Genomic DNA, 21171 nt, shown 5'->3' with positions numbered 1-21171 from the left:
GCAGCCACCGGCGCTTGTGAAAGCGGGGGCTGCCCCTTGCTCGTACGAATTAATGGATGTCGCGGAAGAGTCCGATGACCTTGCCGAGGATGCTGACGTTGCGGAGCCGAATCGGTTCCATCGTGGCGTTCTCCGGCTGCAGGCGAATGTGATCCTTTTCTTTGTAGAAGGTTTTGACCGTCGCTTCGTCTTCTTCCGTCATGGCGACGACGATGTCGCCGTTGTTCGCGTTCTGCTGTTGGCGGACGATGACGTAATCGCCGTCGTGAATGCCCGCCTCGATCATGCTCTCGCCGATAACGTTCAGAATGAATACGGTATCGTCGCCGACTTTGTCGGCCGGCAGCGGGAAGTAATCCTCGATGTTCTCCGTCGCGGTGATCGGCACGCCGGCGGTGACTTTACCGACGACCGGCACTTTGGCGATCGCGAGCGGGAACGGAATCTCGTTGCCCTCGCCGTCCAGAATCTCGATCGCGCGCGGCTTCGTAGGGTCGCGCCGGATCAGGCCTTTCTTCTCCAGCCGGTCCAAGTGGCCGTGAACGGTCGAACTGGAAGCAAGTCCGACCGCTTCGCCGATCTCGCGGACGGAAGGGGGATAGCCTTTCTCCCGGACTTCCGTCTTGATGAATTCTAGGATCGCCTGCTGGCGGGTTGAAAGTTTCGACACCGGAATCACTCCATAAGGTTCATTTGTGTAAAATTATAGCACAGAACCGGAGTTCGTACAAACATAAGTTCGAGAAACACAAGTTCGCATCGGGTTGCGAACAAATGTTCTAAAAACGATTGACGCCAAACGGATGTTCGTGTTAAGCTGAGTGCATAAGAACAGAACAAACGTTTGGGGTGCTGATGATCATGCAAACAATCTCGACATACTCGACTGCTTATACCGACTCGACTGTTAATTCCAATAAGAAACCCGCCGTTCGCAAAGCGAACGCGTCCCGTAAGGATCGCGCTATCGAACGGCTGCTGCTTCGTCTTGCCGCCGCCTCGCTGTTTTTCGTCCTGTTGTTCGTCGGACTCACGATCGTGAAGGGACACGCGGACAGCGACCTCCCCGCCGTACCTGCCGCGGGCGAACAAACCATCGTCGTCGGAGCCGGAGATACGCTGTGGGACATCGCGAGCAGCGTGCGCAAGGAAGGCGAAGATATTCGCCGGACGGTCTACGATCTGCAGAAGCGGAACAACTTAAGCTCCTCTTCCTTGCGGGCGGGCCAGACGCTTATCGTGCCTGCGGACGACCGGGAGTAACGCCTAGCCTAGACCAGACGACGAAGACCGAACGCATGCGTTCGGTCTTTTCTCTTGTCCGAAGCTTGTCCGGCTCTGCGCGCAAGGCCGCCTTGCCTTGACAATGGCCGTTAGAAAATGTCAAAGTAAAGGATGGGATATTGGCCGAAGGACGAGAGGAGTAGACATACATGGAGAAAATCATCGCTCGCATCAACGAGCTTTCCCGGAAAAATAAAACGGTGGGACTGACGGCGGAGGAGCTTGCGGAACGCGACGAGCTGCGCCGCATCTACCTGGACAACTTCAAACGCAATTTCCGCAACCAGCTGGACACGATCAAGTGGGCGGAAGACGAAGAAAACGGCGACGGTTCCATCAAGCATTAAACGATTCATTCGAGGAGGGGAAACCGAATGCGATATCGGCTTTTGGGCCGCAGCGGTCTTGCGGTGTCGGAACTCTGTCTGGGCACAATGACGTTCGGCAACACGACGAGCGAAGCGGATTCCATCGCGATGGTCCATGATTTCCTGGGTCGGGGCGGCAATTTTCTGGATACCGCCAACGTATACGTGCAGGGCAAGTCGGAGGAGATCGTCGGCAAAGCGATCAAGGGCCGGCGCTCGGAAACGGTGCTGGCGACGAAGGTCAGGTTCATGACCGGCGCGCATCCGAACAGCGGCGGCGTCTCGCGCAAGCATATCATGGACGCGGCGGAAGCGAGCCTGAAGCGGTTGGATACCGATTACATCGACCTCTACCAAGTGCATGTCTGGGATCACGCGACGCCGATCGAAGAGACCCTCCGCGCGCTCGACGACCTGATCACGGCGGGGAAAGTCCGCTACATCGGCTGCTCGAATTTCTTCGCGTGGCAGCTGATGAAATCGCTGGCCGTCAGCGACCGCGAGCGTTACGCCCGGTTCGTGTCGATTCAGCCGCAGTACAGCCTCGTGAGCCGCGAGATGGACCGCGAGATGATGTCCCTCTGCCTGGAGGAGAACGTCGGCGTCATTCCGTGGGCGCCGCTCGGCGGCGGGTTCCTGACGGGCCGCTACACCCGCGAGGAGCCGGTCAGCGGACGCCTGACGGCCAAGCAGGGCGAGAGCTCCTGGGCGCTGCGTGCGTCCGACAAAAACTTCGCCGTGCTCGAAGCGGTGCGGTCCGCCGCGAAGGAATTGGATAAGACGCCGGCTCAGGTCGCGCTGGCCTGGCTGCTGCGTCGCGAAGGCATCACCTCGCCGATCTTCGGGGCGAGCACGCTCGCGCAGTACGAAGAGAACATGGGCGCGGCCGGGTGGACGATGCCGGACGGGATTTGGAACGCCCTCGACGAAGCGAGCGCGCTTCCGAGCGAGTATCCGAACCGGTTCATCGCCAAATTCGCCCGTCCGTTCTGATCGCGCGCTTACATATGAAGAGGCAAGCGAACGAGAGAAAGGTTTGCAACATTTCGAGGGGGTTCATTCGTGTCCAGATCGTGGCAGCGTAAAGTGCAAAAAAACCAGGAACTCATCAACAAACAGCGCAAAAAGCGCGGAGAAGCCCCGCTAATGTCCGCCAAGTCCGGCGGCGCGGCCGGGGTGGAGACCTTCAAGGGGCGCAGCTATTTAATGCCGGCGTTCCTGCTGCTCTTCATTCTGTTCTACGTGATCGTGACGGTCACGTCCGACGCGTTCAAGCAGGGCGATACGATGTTTTGGGTGACGATCGCGTGTTACGTGCTGCTCGCGGGCTTGTTCGTCCTGCGCCGGCCTTACTTGGCGATCGGCCGCGACTTCGTCCGCTCCCGCCGGTTCGCGGGGGACCGCAACATTTACGTCAGCAACATCAAGGGAATCAACGCGCAGAAGGGCTATGTCGTCATCGAGCAGCACAAGGGCGGCAATTGGGTGTTCTCCCGCGTCATGAACCGCTATCCGACGGAGCAAATGGCGGCGCGCCTGAAAGCCTTCGCGGAACAGAACGGAATTCCGTTTACCGAAAAATAACGAGAGTGGAGTGCGACTGGAACCATGGCCAAACAAGCAGTTTTGTTCGATTTGGACGATACGCTCCTATGGGACGACCGCAGCGTGCAGGAAGCGTTCGACGCGACCTGCGAGGCGGCGGCGGCCCTTACGGGCGTCGACGCCAAAGCATTGGAGGAGGCCGTTCGCCGCGAGGCGCGCGCGCTCTATGAATCGTATGAGACGTTTCCGTTTACGAAAATGATCGGCATCAACCCGTTCGAAGGGTTGTGGGCGAATTTCCTGGAAGGCGAGCAGGAAGAGTTTCGCAAGCTTCAGGCGCTTGCGCCCGGCTACCGCAAGGACGCGTGGACCCGCGGACTGAAGGCGCTCGGCGTGAACGACGAAGCGCTCGGCGCGGAGCTGGCGGAGCAATTCCCGGCGGAGCGGCGCAAGCGGCCGTACGTGTACGACGAGACGTTCGCCGTGCTGAACGAGCTGAAAGGGAAGTACAAGCTGCTGCTGCTGACGAACGGTTCTCCGGACCTGCAGCGCGAGAAGCTCGCCGGCGTGCCCGACATCGTTCCATACTTCGACCATATCGTCATTTCGGGCGAATTCGGCAAGGGCAAGCCGTCCGCGGACATTTTCCGCCATGCGCTGGAGCGCCTCGGCATCGAGCCGGAGCACGGCATCATGGTCGGCGACAAGCTGACGACCGACATTCTCGGCGCGAACACGATCGGCATGACCTCGGTATGGGTCAACCGCCACGGCGCGATGCGTACGGACGATATCATTCCTACGCACGAAATCAAGCATCTTGCGGAGCTGCTGCCGCTGCTGGCCTAGCGGTTCCGGCTATCTGCCGGACATTGCCGGACGCTTGTTGCAACAGGAAGAGACCGACAGTAAGCAACCAGCGGAAAGCAACCAACGGAAAGCAACCAACGGAATGCAACCGACGGAATGCAACCGACGGAATGCAACCGACGGAATGCAACCGGCGGAATGCAACCGATAGAGCAGCCCAATGCAAAAGAGACCTATCTGCGGACAGGTCTCTTTTGCATTGCTGTTTTGTCCTAGCGCTTGTGCTCGGGATCCTTGGCGCTTACGCGAACGCCGAGTCTTCGACGTTGTGCGCGATCCAGCCGTCTTTCTCGATGAACAGGCGGACGGCGATGATTTGGCGGTTGTCCATCAGCGTGAAGAAGTGATTCTTGTTCTCCGGCACGGAGATGACGTCGCCGGCTTCGAGTTCGACGTCGAAGTAGCCCGTCTCCTCGTCGCCCTTAATGATGAAGATGCCGCGTCCGGACACGATGCCGCGGATCTCGTCTTCGGTGTGCGTATGAATCTGCTCGAACTTCTTCAGCAGCTCTTCAATGTTCGGAGTGGCGTCGGACAGGGAGATGACGTCCCAGATCTGATACCCGCGGCGCGCGGCAAGGTCGCGGATCTCGCCGTCGAACGTCGACAGAATCGTCGCTTTCTCTTCGTCGCTCAGGACGAATTTGTCCTGCAGCTCGGCCGGGAGCTTGGAAGCGTCCCAATGCTCGTACAACACTTCCTGTTTGTCCAAAAACGCCCGGACGTTCGCTTCGCCGGTAATGCGTTCGTTCGTGCTGCGAATACGGATTTCTGCCATGCGTATCCCTGCTTCCTTCAATAAGATCGTTATTCCGATACGAATAAGTATAGAGCATATTCCGGGACCTGTCGACCGGAGCGCGGAAGCTTTCGAATACGGGTGAACATGCCTTTTCACCGGGTGCGAATTCTGGTAGAGTATAGGGAAATGATTTTTGAGCTGGACCTTGACCAAGTTGAACCATGGTTCGGCGGCGAGCGGCAGCTTCGGAAGGGAAGGGCACCAATGACGAAACCGACAATCAAAGAAGAGCTAGGGAAGCGCATTCTCATCTTGGACGGCGCCATGGGGACGATGATTCAGCAGCGGGACCTCGGTCCAGCCGACTTCGGCGGCGACGAGCTGGAGGGCTGCAACGAGATGCTCGTGCTGACCCGTCCGGACGTCATCCGCGACATTCACGAGGAATATTTGGCCGCGGGCGCGGATATTCTCGAGACGAACACGTTCGGCGCGACGAGCGTCGTGCTCGCGGAATACGACATTCCGGAGAAGGCGAGGGAAATCAATCTGGCGGCGGCGAAGCTGGCGCGCGACGCGGCGGATAAGTATTCCACGCCGGACAAGCCGCGGTTCGTGGCCGGCGCGCTCGGGCCGACGACGAAGACGCTCTCCGTCACGGGCGGCGTGACGTTCGACGAGCTCGTCGACAGCTACTACGAGCAGGCGATCGCGCTCATCGAGGGCGGCGTGGACGCAATGCTGCTGGAGACGTCGCAGGATACGCTCAACGTCAAAGCCGGCACGATCGGCATCCAGCGCGCCTACGAAGCGGCCGGCAAGACGCTGCCGCTCATGATCTCGGGCACAATCGAGCCGATGGGCACGACGCTCGCCGGGCAGAACATCGAGTCGTTCTACATCTCGCTCGAGCACATGAACCCGGTCTCGATCGGGCTCAACTGCGCCACCGGCCCGGAATTCATGCGCGACCATATCCGCTCGCTCGCGGGCATCGCGCGCACCGCGGTCAGCTGCTACCCGAACGCGGGCTTGCCGGACGAGAACGGCAACTATCACGAGTCGCCGGCTTCGCTCGCGAAGAAGATCGCCGATTTCGCCGAGAACGGCTGGCTGAACATCGCCGGCGGCTGCTGCGGCACGACCCCGGCGCATATCAAGGCGCTGGCCGAGACGCTCGCGAACTACGCGCCGCGCAAGGAGTACGGCGACCATCCGCCGGCCGTCTCCGGAATCGAGACGGTGTTCATCGAGGAAGACAACCGCCCGATCATGATCGGGGAACGGACGAACATTTCCGGCTCGCGCAAATTCAAACGCCTCATTAAAGAAGAGAAATTCGACGAGGCGTCGGAAATCGCCCGGGCGCAGGTCAAGGGCGGCGCGCACGTCATCGATATCAACCTGCAGGACACGGACATCGACGAGTCCTATGCCGTCAAGCGGTTCTTGCCGGAGGTCGTCAAAAAAATCAAGGTCCCGCTCATGCTCGATTCGACGTACGATCACATCATCGAGCTCGGGCTCAAATATTCGCAAGGCAAAGCGATCATCAACTCCATCAACCTGGAGGACGGCGAGTCGAAGTTCGAGAAGATCCTGCCGCTCATCCACCGTTACGGAGCGGCGGTCGTCTGCATCTTGATCGACGAGCGCGGCCAGGCGGTCTCGCGCGAAGCGAAGATGGAAGTGGCGACGCGCGCGTACGAGCTGTTGACGGAGAAGTACGGCATGCAGCCGGAGGACATCATTTTCGACCCGAACATGTTCCCGGTCGGCTCGGGCGATCCGCAGTACATCGGCTCCGCCGTGGAGACGATCGAAGGGATCAAGATGATCAAGGCGAAGTACCCGCGCGCGAAGACGATTCTCGGCCTCAGCAACATATCGTTCGGCTTGCCCGACGCCGGCCGCGAAGTGCTGAACTCGGTCTACCTCTACCATACGACGAAGGCCGGCCTCGACTACGCGATCGTGAACACGGAGAAGCTGGAACGGTACGCGTCCATTCCGGAAGAGGAGCGGCGCTTGGCGGAGGACCTCATCTACAACACGAACGACGAGACGCTCGCCGCGTTCGTCGCCGCGTTCCGGGAGAAGAAGGTCGAGAAGAAAGAAAAGGTGTCCACGCTGACGCTGGAGGAACGGCTCGGCGCGTACATCGTGGAAGGCACGAAGGAAGGGCTTTATCCGGATCTCGACGAAGCGCTCGGCAAGTACCCGCCGCTCGACATCATCAACGGTCCGCTCATGAAGGGGATGGAAGAGGTCGGCCGTCTGTTCAACAACAACGAGCTGATCGTCGCGGAGGTGCTCCAGAGCGCCGAGGTCATGAAGGCGTCCGTCACGTACCTCGAGCCGCATATGGAGAAGGCGGAGTCCGCGGTCAAAGGCAAGATCATGCTCGCGACCGTCAAGGGCGACGTGCACGATATCGGCAAGAATCTGGTCGAGATCATCCTCTCGAACAACGGGTACAAGATCATCAATCTCGGCATCAAAGTACCGCCCGAGCAGCTCATTGAAGCGTACCGCAGCGAGCCGGTCGACGCGATCGGCCTCTCCGGCCTGCTCGTCAAATCGGCGCAGCAGATGGTCGTGACGGCGCAGGATTTGCGCAACGCCGGCATCGACGCGCCGATCCTGGTCGGCGGCGCCGCGCTGACGCGGAAGTTCACGAAGACGCGGATCGGCCCGGAATACGACGGTCTCGTCCTGTACGCGAAGGACGCGATGGACGGCCTCGACATCGCCAATAAGCTGATGGATCCGGCGCATCGCCTCGCGTACGAGGAAGAAATGGCGGCGTTCAAGGCGTCCGGCGCGTTGGACGAGGCGGAGAAGAAGCCGATGCCGGAGCTGACCCGCGCCGTCCGCTCCAACATCTCGCCGGACGCGCCGGTGTACATCCCGCCGGATACGGACCGCCACGTCCTGCGGAACGTGCCGATTCCGCACATCGTCCCGTACGTCAACATGCAGATGCTGCTCGGCCATCACTTGGGGCTGAAGGGCAGCGTCGACGCGCTTCTGAAGGAAGGCAACGAGAAGGCGGTCAGCCTGAAAGCGACGGTGGACGGCCTGCTGGACGAAGCGGCGAAGGGCCAGCTGCAGGCGCACGGCATGTACCGGTTCTTCCCCGCGCAGTCGTCGGGCAACGACATCATCATCTACGACCCGCGTCAGCCGGGCGTCGAGATCAAGCGGTTCACGTTCCCGCGGCAGCACGTGGAGCCGTACTTGTGCCTCGCGGATTTCTTGAAATCCGTGGAGAGCGGCGTCATGGATTACGTCGGCTTCCTCGTCGTGACGGCGGGCGAAGGCGTGAGGGAGAAGGCAAGCGAGCTGAAGGACAACGGCGACTACCTGCGCTCCCACGCCCTGCAGGCGGTAGCGCTCGAGGTCGCGGAGGCGCTCGCCGAACGCGTGCACCATATGATGCGCGATACGTGGGGCTTCCCGGATCCGCCGGAGATGACCATGAAGCAGCGCCACGGGGCGCGGTACCAAGGCATCCGGGTCTCGTTCGGGTATCCGGCGTGTCCGAATCTGGAAGACCAGGGACCGCTGTTCGAGCTCTTGCATCCGGAGGACATCGGGGTCCAACTGACGGAAGGCTTCATGATGGAGCCGGAAGCGTCGGTCTCCGCCATGGTGTTCGCGCATCCGGAAGCGCAGTATTTCAACGTCGAGAAAGCATAGCCGACATCGGCCTACCCTCCGGAGCAAGGTATGAACCTTGCCCTTCGGAGGGTATTGTTATAAGGATCGGGATTGCAGACGAAATGGAGGGAACCGCTTGCAGCTAACGTTTCTAGGCACTAGCGCCGGCAGGCCGACAAGAACGCGCAACGTGACGTCGATCGCGCTGTCGCTCCCCGAGCCGCAGTGCGGCTTTTGGCTGTTCGACGCGGGCGAGGGCACGCAGCACCGGATGCTCGGCAGCCGGTTCAAGCTGAATAAATTGGAACGCATTTTCATGACGCATCTTCACGGCGACCATCTGTACGGCCTGCCCGGCCTGCTGAGCAGCCGAAGTTATTTCGAAGGGGCCGCGAAGCTGGATATCTTCGGTCCGCCGGGGCTGAAGCGTTACCTGGATACCGTCTTCGAGCTGACGGGCGTGCATCTCGGCTACGAGCTGAACGTCGTCGAAATCGCCGAAGGCATCGTGCTGGAGGACGAGCGTCATATCGTCGAAGCGGCGGAGCTGCAGCATCGGCTGCCGTGCTTCGGCTATCGGATCACGGAGCGCCCGCAGCACGGGCCGCTCAACCTGAAGCGGCTGGCCGAGCTCGGCGTGCCGGCGGGGCCGCTGTACGGCAAGCTGAAGCGGGGCGAGGACGTCACGCTGGAATGCGGGAGGACCGTCGCCGCGGCCGACGTCGTCGGCAAGCCGCAGCCCGGCCGCGTCGTGACGATTCTCGGCGACACGCGCCCGTGCGACAACGCGGTGCGGCTCGCGCGCGGCGCCGACCTGCTCGTGCACGAGGCGACGTTCGCCGTCGGCCTGGAGGAAAAGGCGGCGGCCTACGGCCATTCGACGTTCGGCCAGGCGGCCGAGACCGCCCGCGCGGCCGGCGCCAAGCGGCTCGTCGTGACGCATTTCAGCTCGCGCTACGACGACGAAGCCGTCGCGGAGCTGGCGAACGGCGTCAAGCCGATCTTCCCGGACATCGAGCCGGCCGTCGAGATGGCCGACATCGTCATCCCGCGGCCCCCGCTTACAAATTCGTAAAGAACCGCGAACGCTCCCTTGACAGTCCGCTGGTAGGATGATGGCGAAGACCAACGACACCAGCAGACGAAGGGATGATGAAGCATGGATACCGGTAGTCACCTGTTGTTCGGCGTCACGCTTGCCGGCTTGGCCATGGCGGATCCGGCCGTGGCGGCCCATCCGGAGCTGCAGCACGCCGTGCTCGCGGCGACGCTTCTGGGCAGCCATGCCCCCGACTTCGATTCCGTGATGCGGCTGCGCGGCCCGTCCGCGTACATCCGGCATCACCGCGGCCTGACGCATTCGCTGCCGGCCCCGCTGGCGTGGGCGCCGCTGCTCGGCTTTCCGATCGCCTGGCTGTGCGGCGCCGGCGAGTGGAGCTGGACCGTCGTCCTCTGGACGCTGTTCGCCGTTTGCTTCCACATCGTCTTGGACTTGTTCAACGCCTACGGCGTGCAATGCTTAAGGCCGATCACGCGCAAATGGCTGCATCTCGACGCGCTGCCGCTGTTCGACCCGTATCTGTTCGCGGGGCACGCGGCCGCGGCGCTGCTGTGGCTGTCCAGCTATCCGCACGCCGTGCTCGTATTCATGCTCGTCTATGCGCTGACCGCCGTTTATTTGGCCTGGCGCCTTGCCGTCAACCGCGTCGTCCTGCGCAAGCTGGCCGCGCACTACGGCATGGACGAGGCGAACGTCACGATGCTGCCGACGCTGCTCGGCGCGTCTTGGCAGTACGTGGCCGACCTGGGCGACGAATACGCGACCGGCTACTTCAAGGGCGGCCGGGTGGACGAGGCGGCGCAGCTGCCCAAGGCGAAGCCGGAGAGCCTCGAGGAACCGGCGAAGGCAACGATGGCCGCGGCCGGCGTGCGGGCGTTCCATCACTTCTCCGAGCGCGTCCACGTGAAGGTGCAGGAAGTCGTCGACGGGTATCTCGTGACGTGGAGCGACGTTCGCTTCTGGCATCAGCGCGGCATGCCGTTCAGCGCGGCGGTGACGCTCGACCGGAACCTGAACGTGCTGAGCGAGCAGATCGGTTGGAACAAGAAATCGTGGCAGCCGCCGTTCGTGTAACGCGCATTCCTTTATTCATGCGATAGACATAGGAAAGTCCGCGGCAAGGCGGCCGGCAGCATGCGGCGCCCGCTCCCGCGGGCTTTTTTGCGTTTGGTCGGGAAGCGAGGACGCGACCGGACGCCCGGGCAAGCGAGGTCTCCGGACGTTTGCCCCGGAATTCGCGCCCGGCCCACTTCCTGCTGGCCAAGCGAACAGATATTCGCTAAAATATAGCGTATAAAGAGGTGAGCCGCACATGTTCAAACGAAAATCGCTGCCCGATCTGATCGAGCAGCTTCGCCATAATGAAAACGTCATCCACTGGCACGAAATCGAACCTCGGGAGGCCCGGCTGCGGCCGGTTCCGGACCGCGTCGACGCACGCATCCGCGACGCGCTGGCGAGGCGCGGCATCGAGGCGCTGTACACGCACCAGCATTCCGCCTTCGAGGCCGTGAACAAGGGCGAGAACATCGTCGCGGTCACGCCGACCGCTTCGGGGAAGACGATGTGCTACAACCTGCCGGTGCTGCAGGCGATCGCCGCGGACGCGTCGAGCCGCGCGCTGTATATTTTCCCGACCAAGGCGCTGGCCCAGGACCAGAAGAGCGAACTGAACGAAATCATCGCCGAGATGGGCATCGACATCAAGAGCTATACCTACGACGGCGACACGGCGCCGACGATCCGGCAGGCCGTGCGCAAAGCCGGCCACATCGTCATCACGAATCCCGACATGCTGCATTCCGCGATCCTGCCGCACCATACGAAATGGGTCAGCCTGTTCGAGAATTTGAAATTCGTCGTCATCGACGAGCTGCATACCTACCGGGGCGTCTTCGGCAGCCACGTCGCCAACGTCATCCGGAGGCTGAAGCGCATCTGCGCGTTTTACGGGAGCAATCCCGTCTTCATCTGCACGTCGGCGACGATCGCGAACCCGAAGGAGCTCGCGGAACAGCTCACGGGCAATCCGATGCGGCTGATCGACGACAACGGCGCGCCCGGCGGACGGAAGCATTTCGTCTTCTACAACCCGCCGATCGTGAACAAGCCGCTCAACATCCGCAAAAGCGCGACCGTCGAAGTCAATCACCTCGCCCGCGAGTTTCTGAGGAACAAAATCCAGACGATCGTGTTCGCCCGCAGCCGGGTGCGCGTCGAGCTCATCTTGAGCCATCTGCAGGAGCTGGTCAAAAACGAGCTGTCCGCGAAGTCGATCCGCGGCTACCGCGGCGGCTACCTGCCGCAGCAGCGCCGGGAGATCGAACGCGGCTTGCGGGACGGCGAGATTCTGGGCGTCGTCAGCACGAACGCCCTGGAGCTCGGCGTCGACATCGGGCAGCTGCAGGTGTGCGTCATGACCGGCTACCCCGGCAGCGTCGCGAGCACGTGGCAGCAGGCGGGCCGGGCCGGACGCCGCCACGGCGAGGCGCTCATCGTGATGGTCGCCGGCTCGACGCCGATCGACCAGTACATCGTGCAGAACCCGGATTACTTCTTCGGGCGGACGCCGGAGTATGCCCGGATCAACCCGGAGAATCTGATGATTCTGGTGGACCATCTGAAATGCGCCGCGTACGAGCTGCCGTTCAAGGGCACCGAGGAATTCGGGCCGCTGGACGTGACGGACATCATGGAATATTTGACGGAGGAGCGGGTGCTGCACCATAAGGGCGACACCTATTATTGGGCGAATTTGGCGTTTCCGGCGAGCAACGTCAGCCTGCGCTCCGCTTCCCAGGAGAACGTCGTGATCGTCGACCAATCCGTGACCGCGGACGTCAAAATCATCGGGGAGATGGACAAATTCAGCGCCATGACGCTGCTGCACGACGAAGCGATTTATTTGCACGAAGGGGTGCAGTACCAGGTCGAGAAGCTGGATTGGGACCATAACAAAGCGTACGTGCGGGAAGTGGACGTCGAGTATTATACGGACGCCAACCTGGCGGTGCAGACGAAGGTGCTGGAGATCGACCGGACGGCGCAGCGCGCGCTCGGCGCCATTCATTACGGCGACGTCAGCGTCACGGCGCTCCCGACGCTGTTCAAGAAAATCCGCTTGACCACCAACGAGAACATCGGCTGGGGACCGATTCATCTCCCGGAGCAGGAGCTGCACACCAGCGCGACCTGGATCGAGCTCAAGGACGTCGATTCGCGTCTCGGCACGAAGACGCTGGAGCAGCTGCTGCTCGGCATCGCGAACGTCATGAACCACATCGTGCCCGTGCTCGCGATGTGCGACCGCAGCGACGTGCACGTCATTTCGCAAATCAAAGCGGACCATACCGGCCTGCCGACGATATTCATCTACGATCATTATCCCGGCGGCATCGGGCTCGCCGACGGCGTCTACAAGCGGTTCGACGAGGTGAAGGCGGCGGCGATCGACCTCATCCGCCGCTGCCCGTGCGAAGACGGCTGCCCGTCGTGCATCGGGTCGGAGATCGAAGGCATGGACGCGAAGCCTAAGAGCCTATTGGTATTGGAGGGGCTGTAAATGACCGAAAACCTTCGCAATCGTCCGGGACGGCGGGGGCCTTCCGTCCGCGGCCGATCGCTAGTCAACTTGCGCATCAAGGCGGACATGGCGCCATGAGCGGGCTCCGCGACAAGCTGCTGCGGCTGAAGAGCGCCCAGACCGCGCAGGCGGAACGGCTGGCGGGCATGGCGGAGCAGCCGCCGGCGGACGCGGTCCGTGCGGAAGCGCCGGGCTTCGCGGCCGGGGCGCACGGGCCTGAAGCCGCCGAAGGCAGGAAAGAAGGCAGGGAAGAAGGCGAAGCCATGACGTTCGGCGAAGGCATCGGGGGCGCCGCGGGCGCGGCAGCCGCCGATGCCGGGGCGGCCATCGGAAGCATCGGCGACGCCGTCAGCGGGGAAAGCGGCCCGGCCGCGCAAGCGGAGGAGGAACTTCATCCGGCGTGGAGCGGGATGGGCGTTCGGCTCGTCAGCTCGACCGAAGGCGAATTCCTCGTGCGCGAGACCCGCTATCCGCTCTCGCACCGGCACGGGGCGCACCGGCTGGACGAATGGCACGGCGTCCAGGAGGCGATGTCCGCGTTCGGGGCCGGCGACGATTCCGGGTATCGGAACGCGCTGTTCCTCGACCTGGAGACGACGGGGCTCGGCGTCGGCGCGGGCAACGTTCCGTTCATGGTCGGCTTGGCGTACGTGCAGGACGACCGGTTCGTCGTCGAGCAAATGCTGATCCGCCATCCCGCGGAGGAACGGGCGATGATCGGCTATTTGAGCGCCATGCTGCCGACGTTCACGCATCTCGTGACGTACAACGGCCGGACGTTCGACTGGCCGGTGCTGCACAACCGCTTCATCCTGCACGGCCACCGCGCGTTCAAGTGGGAGCCGGTCCACATCGATCTGCTCCACCCGTCCCGCTCCGTCTGGCGCAACACGCTCGCGTCGTGCAAGCTGAGCCGCGTCGAAGAGGATCGGCTCGGCATCAGCCGGGAGGACGACGTGCCCGGCTCGCTGGCGCCGGCGATTTATTTTCAATATTTGGCGGACGGGGATCCGGAGCCGCTTCGGGGCGTCTTCGCGCATAACGAGACCGACATGCTGTCGCTCGCCTCGCTGGCGATCCGCTTCGGCCATTTTCTCGCCGGCGGGGTCGGCACGCGCGTCGCGATGCCGGAGGAAGCCGAGGAGCTGCTCCGCACCGGCTTATGGCTGGAACGGATGGGCAAGGCGGAGCTGGCGGAGCCGCTGTACGCCCGGTTCGCGGAGCATCCGCGGCCGTCGTACCGGAGTCTGTGCCTGCTGGCGGAACGCGACAAGAAATGTGGCAATTGGTCACGCGCTGTGTTATTGTGGCAGAAGGCTGTCCGTACGTCCGGGGACGCGGTGTTGCCGGACTACGAGGCGCATATCGAGCTTGCGATGTATTACGAGCATAAGACGAAAGAACTGGAGCGCGCGCTGCAGCTGGCGGAGCAGGCGTTCGAGCTGGCGGCCGGACGCCGCGCGGGCCTGCGCGCGCGCGGCAAGCGGCCGGGCGAGCTGGACCTGATCCGCAAGCGGATCGACCGCCTGCGCCTGAAACGATCGAAGGGGTGAACGACATGGGACAGGGCGCCGGCCGCCTTCGCGGTTTGTTGATTGACCTGGACGGCACGCTGTACCGCGGGGGCCGGATGATCCCCGGCGCGGACGACTTCGTCCGGACGTTGAAGGAAGAGGCCGTCCGCTATTTGTTCGTCACGAACAATTCGTCCGCGACGCCCGCCGTCGTCGCGGAGCGGCTGAACGGGATGGGCATTCCGGCGGAGCCGGAGGACGTCTGCACGTCCGCGCAAGCCGCCGCCGCCTATATCGCGGAACGGCAGCCCGGCGCGCGGGTGCACGCGATCGGCGAGGCCGGCTTGATCGCCGCGCTGGAGGAAGCGGGCTTGCGCCCGGTCGAGGACGAACCGGAGCTGGTCGTCCAAGGGATCGACCGGGCGTTTACATATGAGAAAGCCGCCGCCGCCGTCCGGCATATTCGCGGCGGCGCGCCGTATATTTTGACCAATCCCGATCTGCTGCTGCCTTCGGATCACGGGCTCGTCCCGGGCGCCGGTTCGATCGGCGCCATGCTGAGGGCGGCCTCGGGCGTCGAGCCGGTCGTCATCGGCAAGCCGTCTCCGATCGGGATGCGCTTCGCGCTGGACCGGTTGGGCTTGGAGCCGAACGAAACCTGGGTCATCGGCGATAATCCGGCGACCGACATCGCCGCTGGAAAATCCGTCGGATGTTCGTCCGTCCTGGTATTAACCGGGCTGGCTACGGCCGACAATTATAAAGAGCTGCTCGCGTCGGCCGACTGCGAGGCGAACGAGATCATCGACGATTTGCGACGTTTGCGGGAGTGGCTGCAGCGCCGGCTGACAAGGCAGAGAGAGAGCCGATAGGAAGGAAGTTGTAGGCATGCCGGAATATCCGGAAATGGAACATTATCGCAGGCTGCTGGCGGAACGCATCGCCGGCCAGCCCATTACGAAGGTCGACGTGACGCGGCCGAAATCCATCAACGTGCCGGTCGAGACGTTCGAGCGCGAGCTCCTCGGCCGGACCGTCTGGTTCGTGGAGCGGCGGGGCAAAATGCTGCTCTTCCACCTCGACAACGGCAAACGGCTGCTGCTGCATCTGATGCTGGGCGGCCTGATCCGGTACGAATCGCATACGCTGCTGACGCCGGAAGGGCTGCCGCCCGAACGTCCGGACCGCTCGGTGCAGGTGACCCTCGGTTTTCCCGCGGGGGACTTGTGCTTCATCGGCCTGAGGCTGGGCTATCTCCATCTCCTGACCGTGAAGGAGACGCTCGCGCGCCTGGCGGACTTGGGACCGGAGCCGTTCGATCCGCGGTTGAGCCTGGCTGCCTTCAAGGCGCGGTTCAAAGGGAAACGGGGCTCGTTCAAGACGGCCTTCGTCGACCAGCACGTCATCGCCGGCATCGGCAATTGCTACGCGGACGAAATCGCGTTCGAGGCGCAAGTGCGCCCGGACGCCAAGCTGGCCGACATCGAGCCGGCAAGCTGGGAGCGCCTCTACGGCGCCATGCACGCGGTGCTGAACGACGCGGTCGCCAAGGGCGGGTACATGGAGCTGCCGTTGACGGAGGGCGATACGGTGACGGGCGGCTATAATGATCACTGCCGCGTCTACGACCGGGGCGGCGAAGCGTGCCCGCGCTGCGGAAGCGAGATCGTGCAGACGGAGCTCAATTCGCGCAAGCTGTTCTTCTGCCCGTCCTGTCAGAAGGAACGGTAATCCCGGATGCGCGCCGGTTTTCACGTATCGACCAAAGGGGGCTACCGCGAGGCCGCGAGAAGAGCGGCGGCGTTCGGCGCGGAAGCCTATCAATATTTTCCGAAGAATCCGCGGAGCCTGGCGGTCAAGAGCTTCGACCGCGCGGAGGCGCTGCGCTGCGCCGAATTCTGCGCTGAACGGGCCATCGTCTCGATCGCGCATTCGCCGTACCCGACCAACGTCGCCTCCGAGGACGCCGATCATCGCGCGCAGACCGTGCTCTCGCTGCTGAACGATCTCGAGATCGCAGAGGCGTGCGGCTCGCTCGGCGTCGTCGTGCATTTCGGCGTCTACAAAGGGCCGGACCCGCTGGAAGGGTACCGCAACGCGGTCGTGACGCTGAGCGCCGTCTCGCAGCAGTGGCGCGGCAAGGCGAAGCTGCTGATCGAGAATCAGGCGGGCGATCATACCTTCATGGGCACGACGATGGAGGAGCTCGCCCAGATCCGCGGGTTGTGCACGGACAACCGGAACATCGGGTTTTGCCTCGACACCTGCCATTTGTTCGCGAGCGGGACGTGGGACGGAAGCCCGGACGCCGATTGGCTGCGGAAGGCGCAAGCGCTCGGCGTCATCGAGCATCTCGCGGCCGTCCACTTGAACGACTCCGTCTATCCGAGCGGCGAGAAGCGGGACCGCCACGCGGTCATCGGCGAGGGCCATATCGGGGAGCCGGGCTTGACATGGCTGCTGCGGCATCCGCTGCTCGCGGGCACGCCGTTCGTCTTGGAAACGCCTTCGGGGCAGGACGGCACGCATCGGGAGCAATTGGCGCTAATCCGGCGCATGGGAGGCGCGTGAGTCGCATGATCAACGTCTATTTGGACGATTACCGGCCGTGCCCGAAGGGGTTCGTGCTCGCGAAGTCGGCGGCGGAATGCATCCTGCTGCTGGAGCACGAGGAAGTGGACGTGCTGTCGCTCGATTACGAGCTGGGCTGGGGCCAGCCGAACGGCCTCGCCGTGGTGCGGTACATCGTGGACAGCGGGCGCTATCCGCGGAGCTGTTATTTCCATACGTCGAGCGCCGCGGGCCGGATCGGGATGATCCATTTGCTGACGCGGCACGCGCCGCCGGACGTGGCCATCCACCACGGGCCGATGAAACAAGCGTAATTTGGGGGAGGGGACCGGCATGATCACGCTGCAAAATATTACGTTCCGCCGCGGGGAACGGCAAATTCTGAACGGCGTCAATCTGCGGATGAACAAAGGGGAGCATTGGGTCATTCTCGGGCGCAACGGCTGCGGCAAGACGACGCTGCTCGAGATGATGAACGGCTACGAGTTTCCGACGTCCGGCACGATCGACGTGCTCGGCAACCGTTACGGCGAGTGCGACGTGCGCGAGGTACGCAAGGAGATCGGCTACATCAGCCAGTCCATCATGGAGAAGCTGACGCTGCGGGACCCGGTATGGGAAGTCGTCGCGACCGGCGAATACGCGTTCCTGCGCTTCTATCAGGAGATCGACGAAGCCGTCCGGCAAAAAGCGCTGTCCCTGCTGGAGCAGGTAGGGTTGGCGCATACCGCCGAGCAGTCGCTCGGTTCGCTGTCTCAGGGAGAGCGGAAAAAGGTGCTGCTCGCCCGGGCGCTCATGCAGGAGCCGAAGCTCCTGATCATGGACGAGCCGTGCGCGGGCCTCGACCTGTACGAGCGCGAGAAGCTGCTGATCGACCTCGGTCAGCTCAGCCGGCGCGAGCTGATGGTCGTCTACGTGACGCATCATATGGAGGAAATCATCCCGCTGTTCACGCATGTCGCGCTCGTGCAGAACGGGGAGATCGTCGCGGCCGGACCGAAGAAGGACGTACTGAGCGCCGAATGGCTCTCGGCCGCCTACGACTGGCCGGTCGAGGTGAATTGGGCAAATGACCGCCCGTGGATTCGGGCATTACCGGGAGGAAAGACGCAGTGACGGAATGGATAGGAACCGCGAACCATGGCTTCGCCTCGCTGGCGATGGAAGAGCTTCGCAGAATGATTCAAGGCCTTAAATTTACGCAGCTCATCGCCGGCGAGACGTTTCGGATGGAGGTTCCGCTGAACCGGGAAGCGATGGTCGACCTGCTCCGGACGAACGAGCCGATCTTTTTGCGGCATATCCAGGCGATCGACCGCATCCTGCCGATTCAAGGCAACGCGGACGATCTGCAGGCGCTGTCGGAGCTCGTCCGGCACGCCCGGGCGCGCTGCGCGTCCGGCTCGACCGCGATTCATCTGCGCAAAGTCGACGGCTCGCGCTATCCGTACTCCGCCGCCGACACGAAGACGGTGCTGGAAGCGGTGATCATGGAACTGGGCGGGGAGACGACGATGCAGGCGCCCGAGCAGATCCTGTCCGTCTTCGCCGGGACGGACGAGCTGTACGTCGGCTGGGGAACGCCGACCGAACAGCTCTCCGATTGGCCGGGGGGCGCCGTCCGGTTCCAGCGCGAGGAGGGGCAAATTTCGCGCGCGAAATTCAAGCTGCTGGAGGCCGAGCGCGCGTTCAACCTTCATTTCGAGACGTTCCGGGACGCGCTCGATATCGGCGCCGCGCCGGGCGGGTGGACGCAGCTGCTCTTGGAGCGCGGGCTGCGCGTCACGTCGATCGACCCGGCGGAGCTTCATCCGAAGCTGGACGGGTATCCGCGGCTGACGGCGCTCAAGAAGAACGCCTCGGACGTGACGTTCGCGCCGGGCTCCTTCGATCTGCTCGTCTGCGACATGAGCTGGAGCCCGATGCAGATGGCCAAGCTGGTGCTCGAGAAAACCGACGCGCTCCGGGAAGGCGCGGCGGCGGTCATCACGATCAAGTTGATGCACAAGAAGCCGCTGCAGACGATCCGGGACGTGGTCGCGAAGCTGGAGACGGCGTTCGAGCTGCGCAAGGCGAAGCAGTTGTTCCACAATCGCGACGAAATGACGATCTACATGGCGAAACGCTGACGCGTTCATAACATCGCTTTACGAATATAAGGAAACCGCAGGAAAGCATCCTGATCGCACGGACCGTCGGTCCGTTCGTTCGGGATGCTTTTTTGACGTTGAACGGAGGCAGGTTCAGGATGAACAAGGAACGGGAAGAAGTTTTTGCGAGCGGTACGCTGATCGGCGGGCGTTACCGCATCCACGGTTTGATCGGCAAAGGCGGGATGGGCGAGGTGTACACGGTGGAGGATACGCGGCTCCACGGCAAGATTCGCGCCCTGAAGGCGAACCGGCCGGGCGCCGGAACGGGCTTCCGCGGCGCGGAGGAAGCGGCGCTGCTCATGCGGCTGAACCATCCGCATCTGCCGCTGATCGTGGACTATTTTCCGGCGGAGGAGCATGACGGCTGCGAGCTGATGGTCATGGATTACATCGACGGGATGACGCTGCAGGCGTATGCGGAACGGCAGGGCGGCGTCGTGCCCGCGGCCAGCGTCGTCGAGATCGGCCTTCAGCTGGCCGAGGCCCTGCATTATCTGCACGGTCAGCGGCCCGCGATCATCCACCGCGATTTGAAGCCGACGAACGTGATGATGGACCGCGGCGGGTTCGTGCGGCTGATCGACTTCGGCATCGCCCGCGAATTCAAGCCGGGGCAGGCGAAGGACACGGTCACGCTGGGCACGCCGGGCTTCGCGGCGCCGGAGCAGGAAGGCGACCGCCAGAGCGACGCGCGGACGGACGTGTACGGCCTCGGCGCGCTGCTCTATTATTTGCTTGCCGGCGGGATCAAGCTGGGGCGCGGTCCGGCGGGCGGAGACGCGCCGATCATGGGCGGTCTGCTTGGCGGGCCGCAAGCCTTGGTCGCCGTCATCGCCCGGATGACCGATCCCGTGCCCGCGCTGCGCTATCCGTCCATGGTAGAAGCCCGGCAGGCGCTCGCGGCTTGCCAGAACAAACGCGCAGCAGACGCAGCGGATCGGCAGCCGCTTGCGGCGCATGGCAGGCAAGCGGCTTCGCGCCGGCTGTCGGTGGTCGTCGCTTCCTTGTCGCCCGGGGCCGGCGCGACGTTCACGGCGATCACGCTCGGGCATTTGCTCGATCGCCCGCCGTATCCGCCTGCGGCGGCCGTGGAACATCCCGCGCTGGAGCCGGAATGGCATGCCCTGCTGCCCGATGCAGGCAAGGGCCGGGCCGGGGGACGGCTGGCTGACAGCCCCGACAGGAGGTATGCGGCGACGGCTTCGCCGTCCGGGAGGACGATCTGGTACCGCCTGGAGCCCGCGGCCCACGCGGCAGCCGGGCAGGACGCGGAGCTGCAGCTCAAGCACCGGCTGATGCTGCAGGCGATCGAAGCGCCGATCGTGCTGACCGACGTGTCCAGCCGGTGGCTGTCGCCGGAGATGGCGGAGCAGCTGGCGTCGTGCGATATGCTGCTGTTCGTGGCCGATCCGTTCCCGGCCAAATGGACGATCGAACGGCTGGCCGCCGCGAAACGGATCTGCGGCGAGCGGGAGCTGACGGGCCGCAGCACGTACTGGATCGCCAACAAGGACGGCAAGTTCGGCGCCCGCGGCGACTGGCTCGCGGCGATGCCGGCGAAACCCGGCTGCTCCTTACCGCTGCTCCCCGCTGAAGCCTGGGCGGATCAGATTTGGTCGGGAAAATGGGCTACCGCACACCGGACGTGGCAGCCCTTGCTGGAACGGTCGCTGCAGCCCGTGCTGCAGGCGATTTCCGCGTCGGTATAAGCCCCGCGAGGCGCTTCATGTGATACAATGAGGGACGTGCGGTTGCAGGGGAAGCGCAGAATGGACGCTGCCTAATATGCGGTTTTGACTTGGCGCGGGCGTGCCGAAG

At 63.3% G+C, this 21171-nt stretch carries 19 protein-coding genes; 17 read left to right on the top strand and 2 right to left on the bottom strand.

Annotated elements, in window-relative coordinates:
* Nucleotides 1–49 precede the first annotated feature (49 nt).
* Nucleotides 50–670 (bottom strand): transcriptional repressor LexA, encoded by a 621-nt coding sequence (lexA, locus tag I8J29_RS17720; protein ID WP_090636011.1) that lies wholly within the window; start codon nt 668–670, stop codon nt 50–52.
* Nucleotides 671–861: 191 nt separating this feature from the next.
* On the opposite strand from lexA, the gene I8J29_RS17715 reads away from it, so the two are divergent.
* The 5 genes from I8J29_RS17715 to I8J29_RS17695 all read left to right on the top strand — a co-directional run bounded on the left by I8J29_RS17715 (nt 862) and on the right by I8J29_RS17695 (nt 4046).
* The gene (locus tag I8J29_RS17715; protein WP_208848856.1) at nt 862–1263 is read left to right on the top strand and encodes a LysM peptidoglycan-binding domain-containing protein; all 402 of its coding nucleotides are present in this window, start codon (nt 862–864) and stop codon (nt 1261–1263) included.
* A 170-nt stretch (nt 1264–1433) separates the two neighbouring features.
* The gene (locus I8J29_RS17710) at nt 1434–1631 is read left to right on the top strand and encodes a DUF896 domain-containing protein (protein ID WP_090636015.1); all 198 of its coding nucleotides are present in this window, start codon (nt 1434–1436) and stop codon (nt 1629–1631) included.
* 27 nt (nt 1632–1658) lie between these two features.
* The gene (locus tag I8J29_RS17705; protein ID WP_208848855.1) at nt 1659–2645 is read left to right on the top strand and encodes an aldo/keto reductase; all 987 of its coding nucleotides are present in this window, start codon (nt 1659–1661) and stop codon (nt 2643–2645) included.
* A gap of 69 nt (nt 2646–2714) precedes the next feature.
* Nucleotides 2715–3236: a hypothetical protein gene (locus I8J29_RS17700; RefSeq protein WP_208848854.1), complete on the top strand. Its 522-nt coding sequence runs from the start codon at nt 2715–2717 to the stop codon at nt 3234–3236.
* Nucleotides 3237–3260: 24 nt separating this feature from the next.
* Complete coding sequence (locus I8J29_RS17695; protein ID WP_208848853.1) at nt 3261–4046, top strand: HAD family hydrolase; 786 nt, start codon at nt 3261–3263, stop codon at nt 4044–4046.
* 262 nt (nt 4047–4308) lie between these two features.
* Here I8J29_RS17695 and I8J29_RS17690 read toward each other — a convergent pair whose 3' ends face one another.
* Nucleotides 4309–4845: a 1,2-dihydroxy-3-keto-5-methylthiopentene dioxygenase gene (locus tag I8J29_RS17690; RefSeq protein WP_090636021.1), complete on the bottom strand. Its 537-nt coding sequence runs from the start codon at nt 4843–4845 to the stop codon at nt 4309–4311.
* A 228-nt stretch (nt 4846–5073) separates the two neighbouring features.
* Here I8J29_RS17690 and metH point away from each other — a divergent pair, with 228 nt between their 5' ends.
* The 12 genes from metH (at nt 5074) to I8J29_RS17630 (ending at nt 21062) form a co-directional block, all read left to right on the top strand.
* Nucleotides 5074–8511: a methionine synthase gene (gene metH, locus I8J29_RS17685; RefSeq protein WP_208848852.1), complete on the top strand. Its 3438-nt coding sequence runs from the start codon at nt 5074–5076 to the stop codon at nt 8509–8511.
* A gap of 97 nt (nt 8512–8608) precedes the next feature.
* Nucleotides 8609–9547 carry a ribonuclease Z gene (gene rnz / locus I8J29_RS17680; protein WP_208848851.1) on the top strand — a complete coding sequence of 313 codons (939 nt, stop codon included), beginning with the start codon at nt 8609–8611 and terminating at the stop codon, nt 9545–9547.
* 84 nt (nt 9548–9631) lie between these two features.
* A complete protein-coding gene (locus tag I8J29_RS17675; protein ID WP_208848850.1) occupies nt 9632–10606 on the top strand; it encodes a metal-dependent hydrolase in 975 nt (324 codons plus the stop codon).
* Between the two features lie 238 nt (nt 10607–10844).
* A complete protein-coding gene (locus I8J29_RS17670; protein ID WP_208848849.1) occupies nt 10845–13094 on the top strand; it encodes a DEAD/DEAH box helicase in 2250 nt (749 codons plus the stop codon).
* A gap of 95 nt (nt 13095–13189) precedes the next feature.
* Nucleotides 13190–14668 carry a ribonuclease H-like domain-containing protein gene (locus I8J29_RS17665; RefSeq protein WP_240546276.1) on the top strand — a complete coding sequence of 493 codons (1479 nt, stop codon included), beginning with the start codon at nt 13190–13192 and terminating at the stop codon, nt 14666–14668.
* A gap of 5 nt (nt 14669–14673) precedes the next feature.
* Nucleotides 14674–15501 (top strand): TIGR01457 family HAD-type hydrolase, encoded by an 828-nt coding sequence (locus I8J29_RS17660; protein WP_208848848.1) that lies wholly within the window; start codon nt 14674–14676, stop codon nt 15499–15501.
* A gap of 16 nt (nt 15502–15517) precedes the next feature.
* On the top strand, nt 15518–16360 hold the full coding sequence (locus tag I8J29_RS17655) for an Fpg/Nei family DNA glycosylase (protein WP_208848847.1): 843 nt from the start codon (nt 15518–15520) through the stop codon (nt 16358–16360).
* Nucleotides 16361–16366: 6 nt separating this feature from the next.
* Complete coding sequence (locus I8J29_RS17650) at nt 16367–17200, top strand: deoxyribonuclease IV (protein ID WP_208848846.1); 834 nt, start codon at nt 16367–16369, stop codon at nt 17198–17200.
* Nucleotides 17201–17205: 5 nt separating this feature from the next.
* On the top strand, nt 17206–17514 hold the full coding sequence (locus tag I8J29_RS17645) for a cyclic-phosphate processing receiver domain-containing protein (protein ID WP_208848845.1): 309 nt from the start codon (nt 17206–17208) through the stop codon (nt 17512–17514).
* Nucleotides 17515–17533: 19 nt separating this feature from the next.
* The gene (locus I8J29_RS17640; RefSeq protein ID WP_208848844.1) at nt 17534–18316 is read left to right on the top strand and encodes an ABC transporter ATP-binding protein; all 783 of its coding nucleotides are present in this window, start codon (nt 17534–17536) and stop codon (nt 18314–18316) included.
* Nucleotides 18313–19329, top strand: a complete 1017-nt coding sequence (locus I8J29_RS17635) for an SAM-dependent methyltransferase (RefSeq protein WP_208848843.1) — start codon at nt 18313–18315, stop codon at nt 19327–19329. Before I8J29_RS17640 ends, I8J29_RS17635 begins: the two co-directional genes overlap by 4 nt.
* 119 nt (nt 19330–19448) lie before the next feature.
* Nucleotides 19449–21062, top strand: a complete 1614-nt coding sequence (locus I8J29_RS17630) for a serine/threonine protein kinase (RefSeq protein WP_208848842.1) — start codon at nt 19449–19451, stop codon at nt 21060–21062.
* Nucleotides 21063–21171: the final 109 nt, after the last annotated feature.

The organism is Paenibacillus artemisiicola (assembly GCF_017652985.1).
Classification (GTDB): domain Bacteria; phylum Bacillota; class Bacilli; order Paenibacillales; family Paenibacillaceae; genus Paenibacillus_Z; species Paenibacillus_Z artemisiicola.
Note: the sequence above shows the minus strand (reverse complement) of the source record. Positions and strands in the feature narration are given on the sequence as shown.

Excerpts from the sequence above, each read along its gene's own strand:
- I8J29_RS17715 (WP_208848856.1), top strand. The coding sequence starts at position 862 with ATGCAAACAATCTCGACATACTCGACTGCTTATACCGACTCGACTGTT.
- I8J29_RS17710 (WP_090636015.1), top strand. The coding sequence starts at position 1,434 with ATGGAGAAAATCATCGCTCGCATCAACGAGCTTTCCCGGAAAAATAAA.
- I8J29_RS17705 (WP_208848855.1), top strand. The coding sequence starts at position 1,659 with ATGCGATATCGGCTTTTGGGCCGCAGCGGTCTTGCGGTGTCGGAACTC.
- I8J29_RS17695 (WP_208848853.1), top strand. The coding sequence starts at position 3,261 with ATGGCCAAACAAGCAGTTTTGTTCGATTTGGACGATACGCTCCTATGG.
- I8J29_RS17690 (WP_090636021.1), bottom strand. The coding sequence starts at position 4,845 with ATGGCAGAAATCCGTATTCGCAGCACGAACGAACGCATTACCGGCGAA.
- metH (WP_208848852.1), top strand. The coding sequence starts at position 5,074 with ATGACGAAACCGACAATCAAAGAAGAGCTAGGGAAGCGCATTCTCATC.
- I8J29_RS17675 (WP_208848850.1), top strand. The coding sequence starts at position 9,632 with ATGGATACCGGTAGTCACCTGTTGTTCGGCGTCACGCTTGCCGGCTTG.
- I8J29_RS17670 (WP_208848849.1), top strand. The coding sequence starts at position 10,845 with ATGTTCAAACGAAAATCGCTGCCCGATCTGATCGAGCAGCTTCGCCAT.
- I8J29_RS17665 (WP_240546276.1), top strand. The coding sequence starts at position 13,190 with ATGAGCGGGCTCCGCGACAAGCTGCTGCGGCTGAAGAGCGCCCAGACC.
- I8J29_RS17660 (WP_208848848.1), top strand. The coding sequence starts at position 14,674 with ATGGGACAGGGCGCCGGCCGCCTTCGCGGTTTGTTGATTGACCTGGAC.
- I8J29_RS17655 (WP_208848847.1), top strand. The coding sequence starts at position 15,518 with ATGCCGGAATATCCGGAAATGGAACATTATCGCAGGCTGCTGGCGGAA.
- I8J29_RS17650 (WP_208848846.1), top strand. The coding sequence starts at position 16,367 with ATGCGCGCCGGTTTTCACGTATCGACCAAAGGGGGCTACCGCGAGGCC.
- I8J29_RS17645 (WP_208848845.1), top strand. The coding sequence starts at position 17,206 with ATGATCAACGTCTATTTGGACGATTACCGGCCGTGCCCGAAGGGGTTC.
- I8J29_RS17640 (WP_208848844.1), top strand. The coding sequence starts at position 17,534 with ATGATCACGCTGCAAAATATTACGTTCCGCCGCGGGGAACGGCAAATT.
- I8J29_RS17630 (WP_208848842.1), top strand. The coding sequence starts at position 19,449 with ATGAACAAGGAACGGGAAGAAGTTTTTGCGAGCGGTACGCTGATCGGC.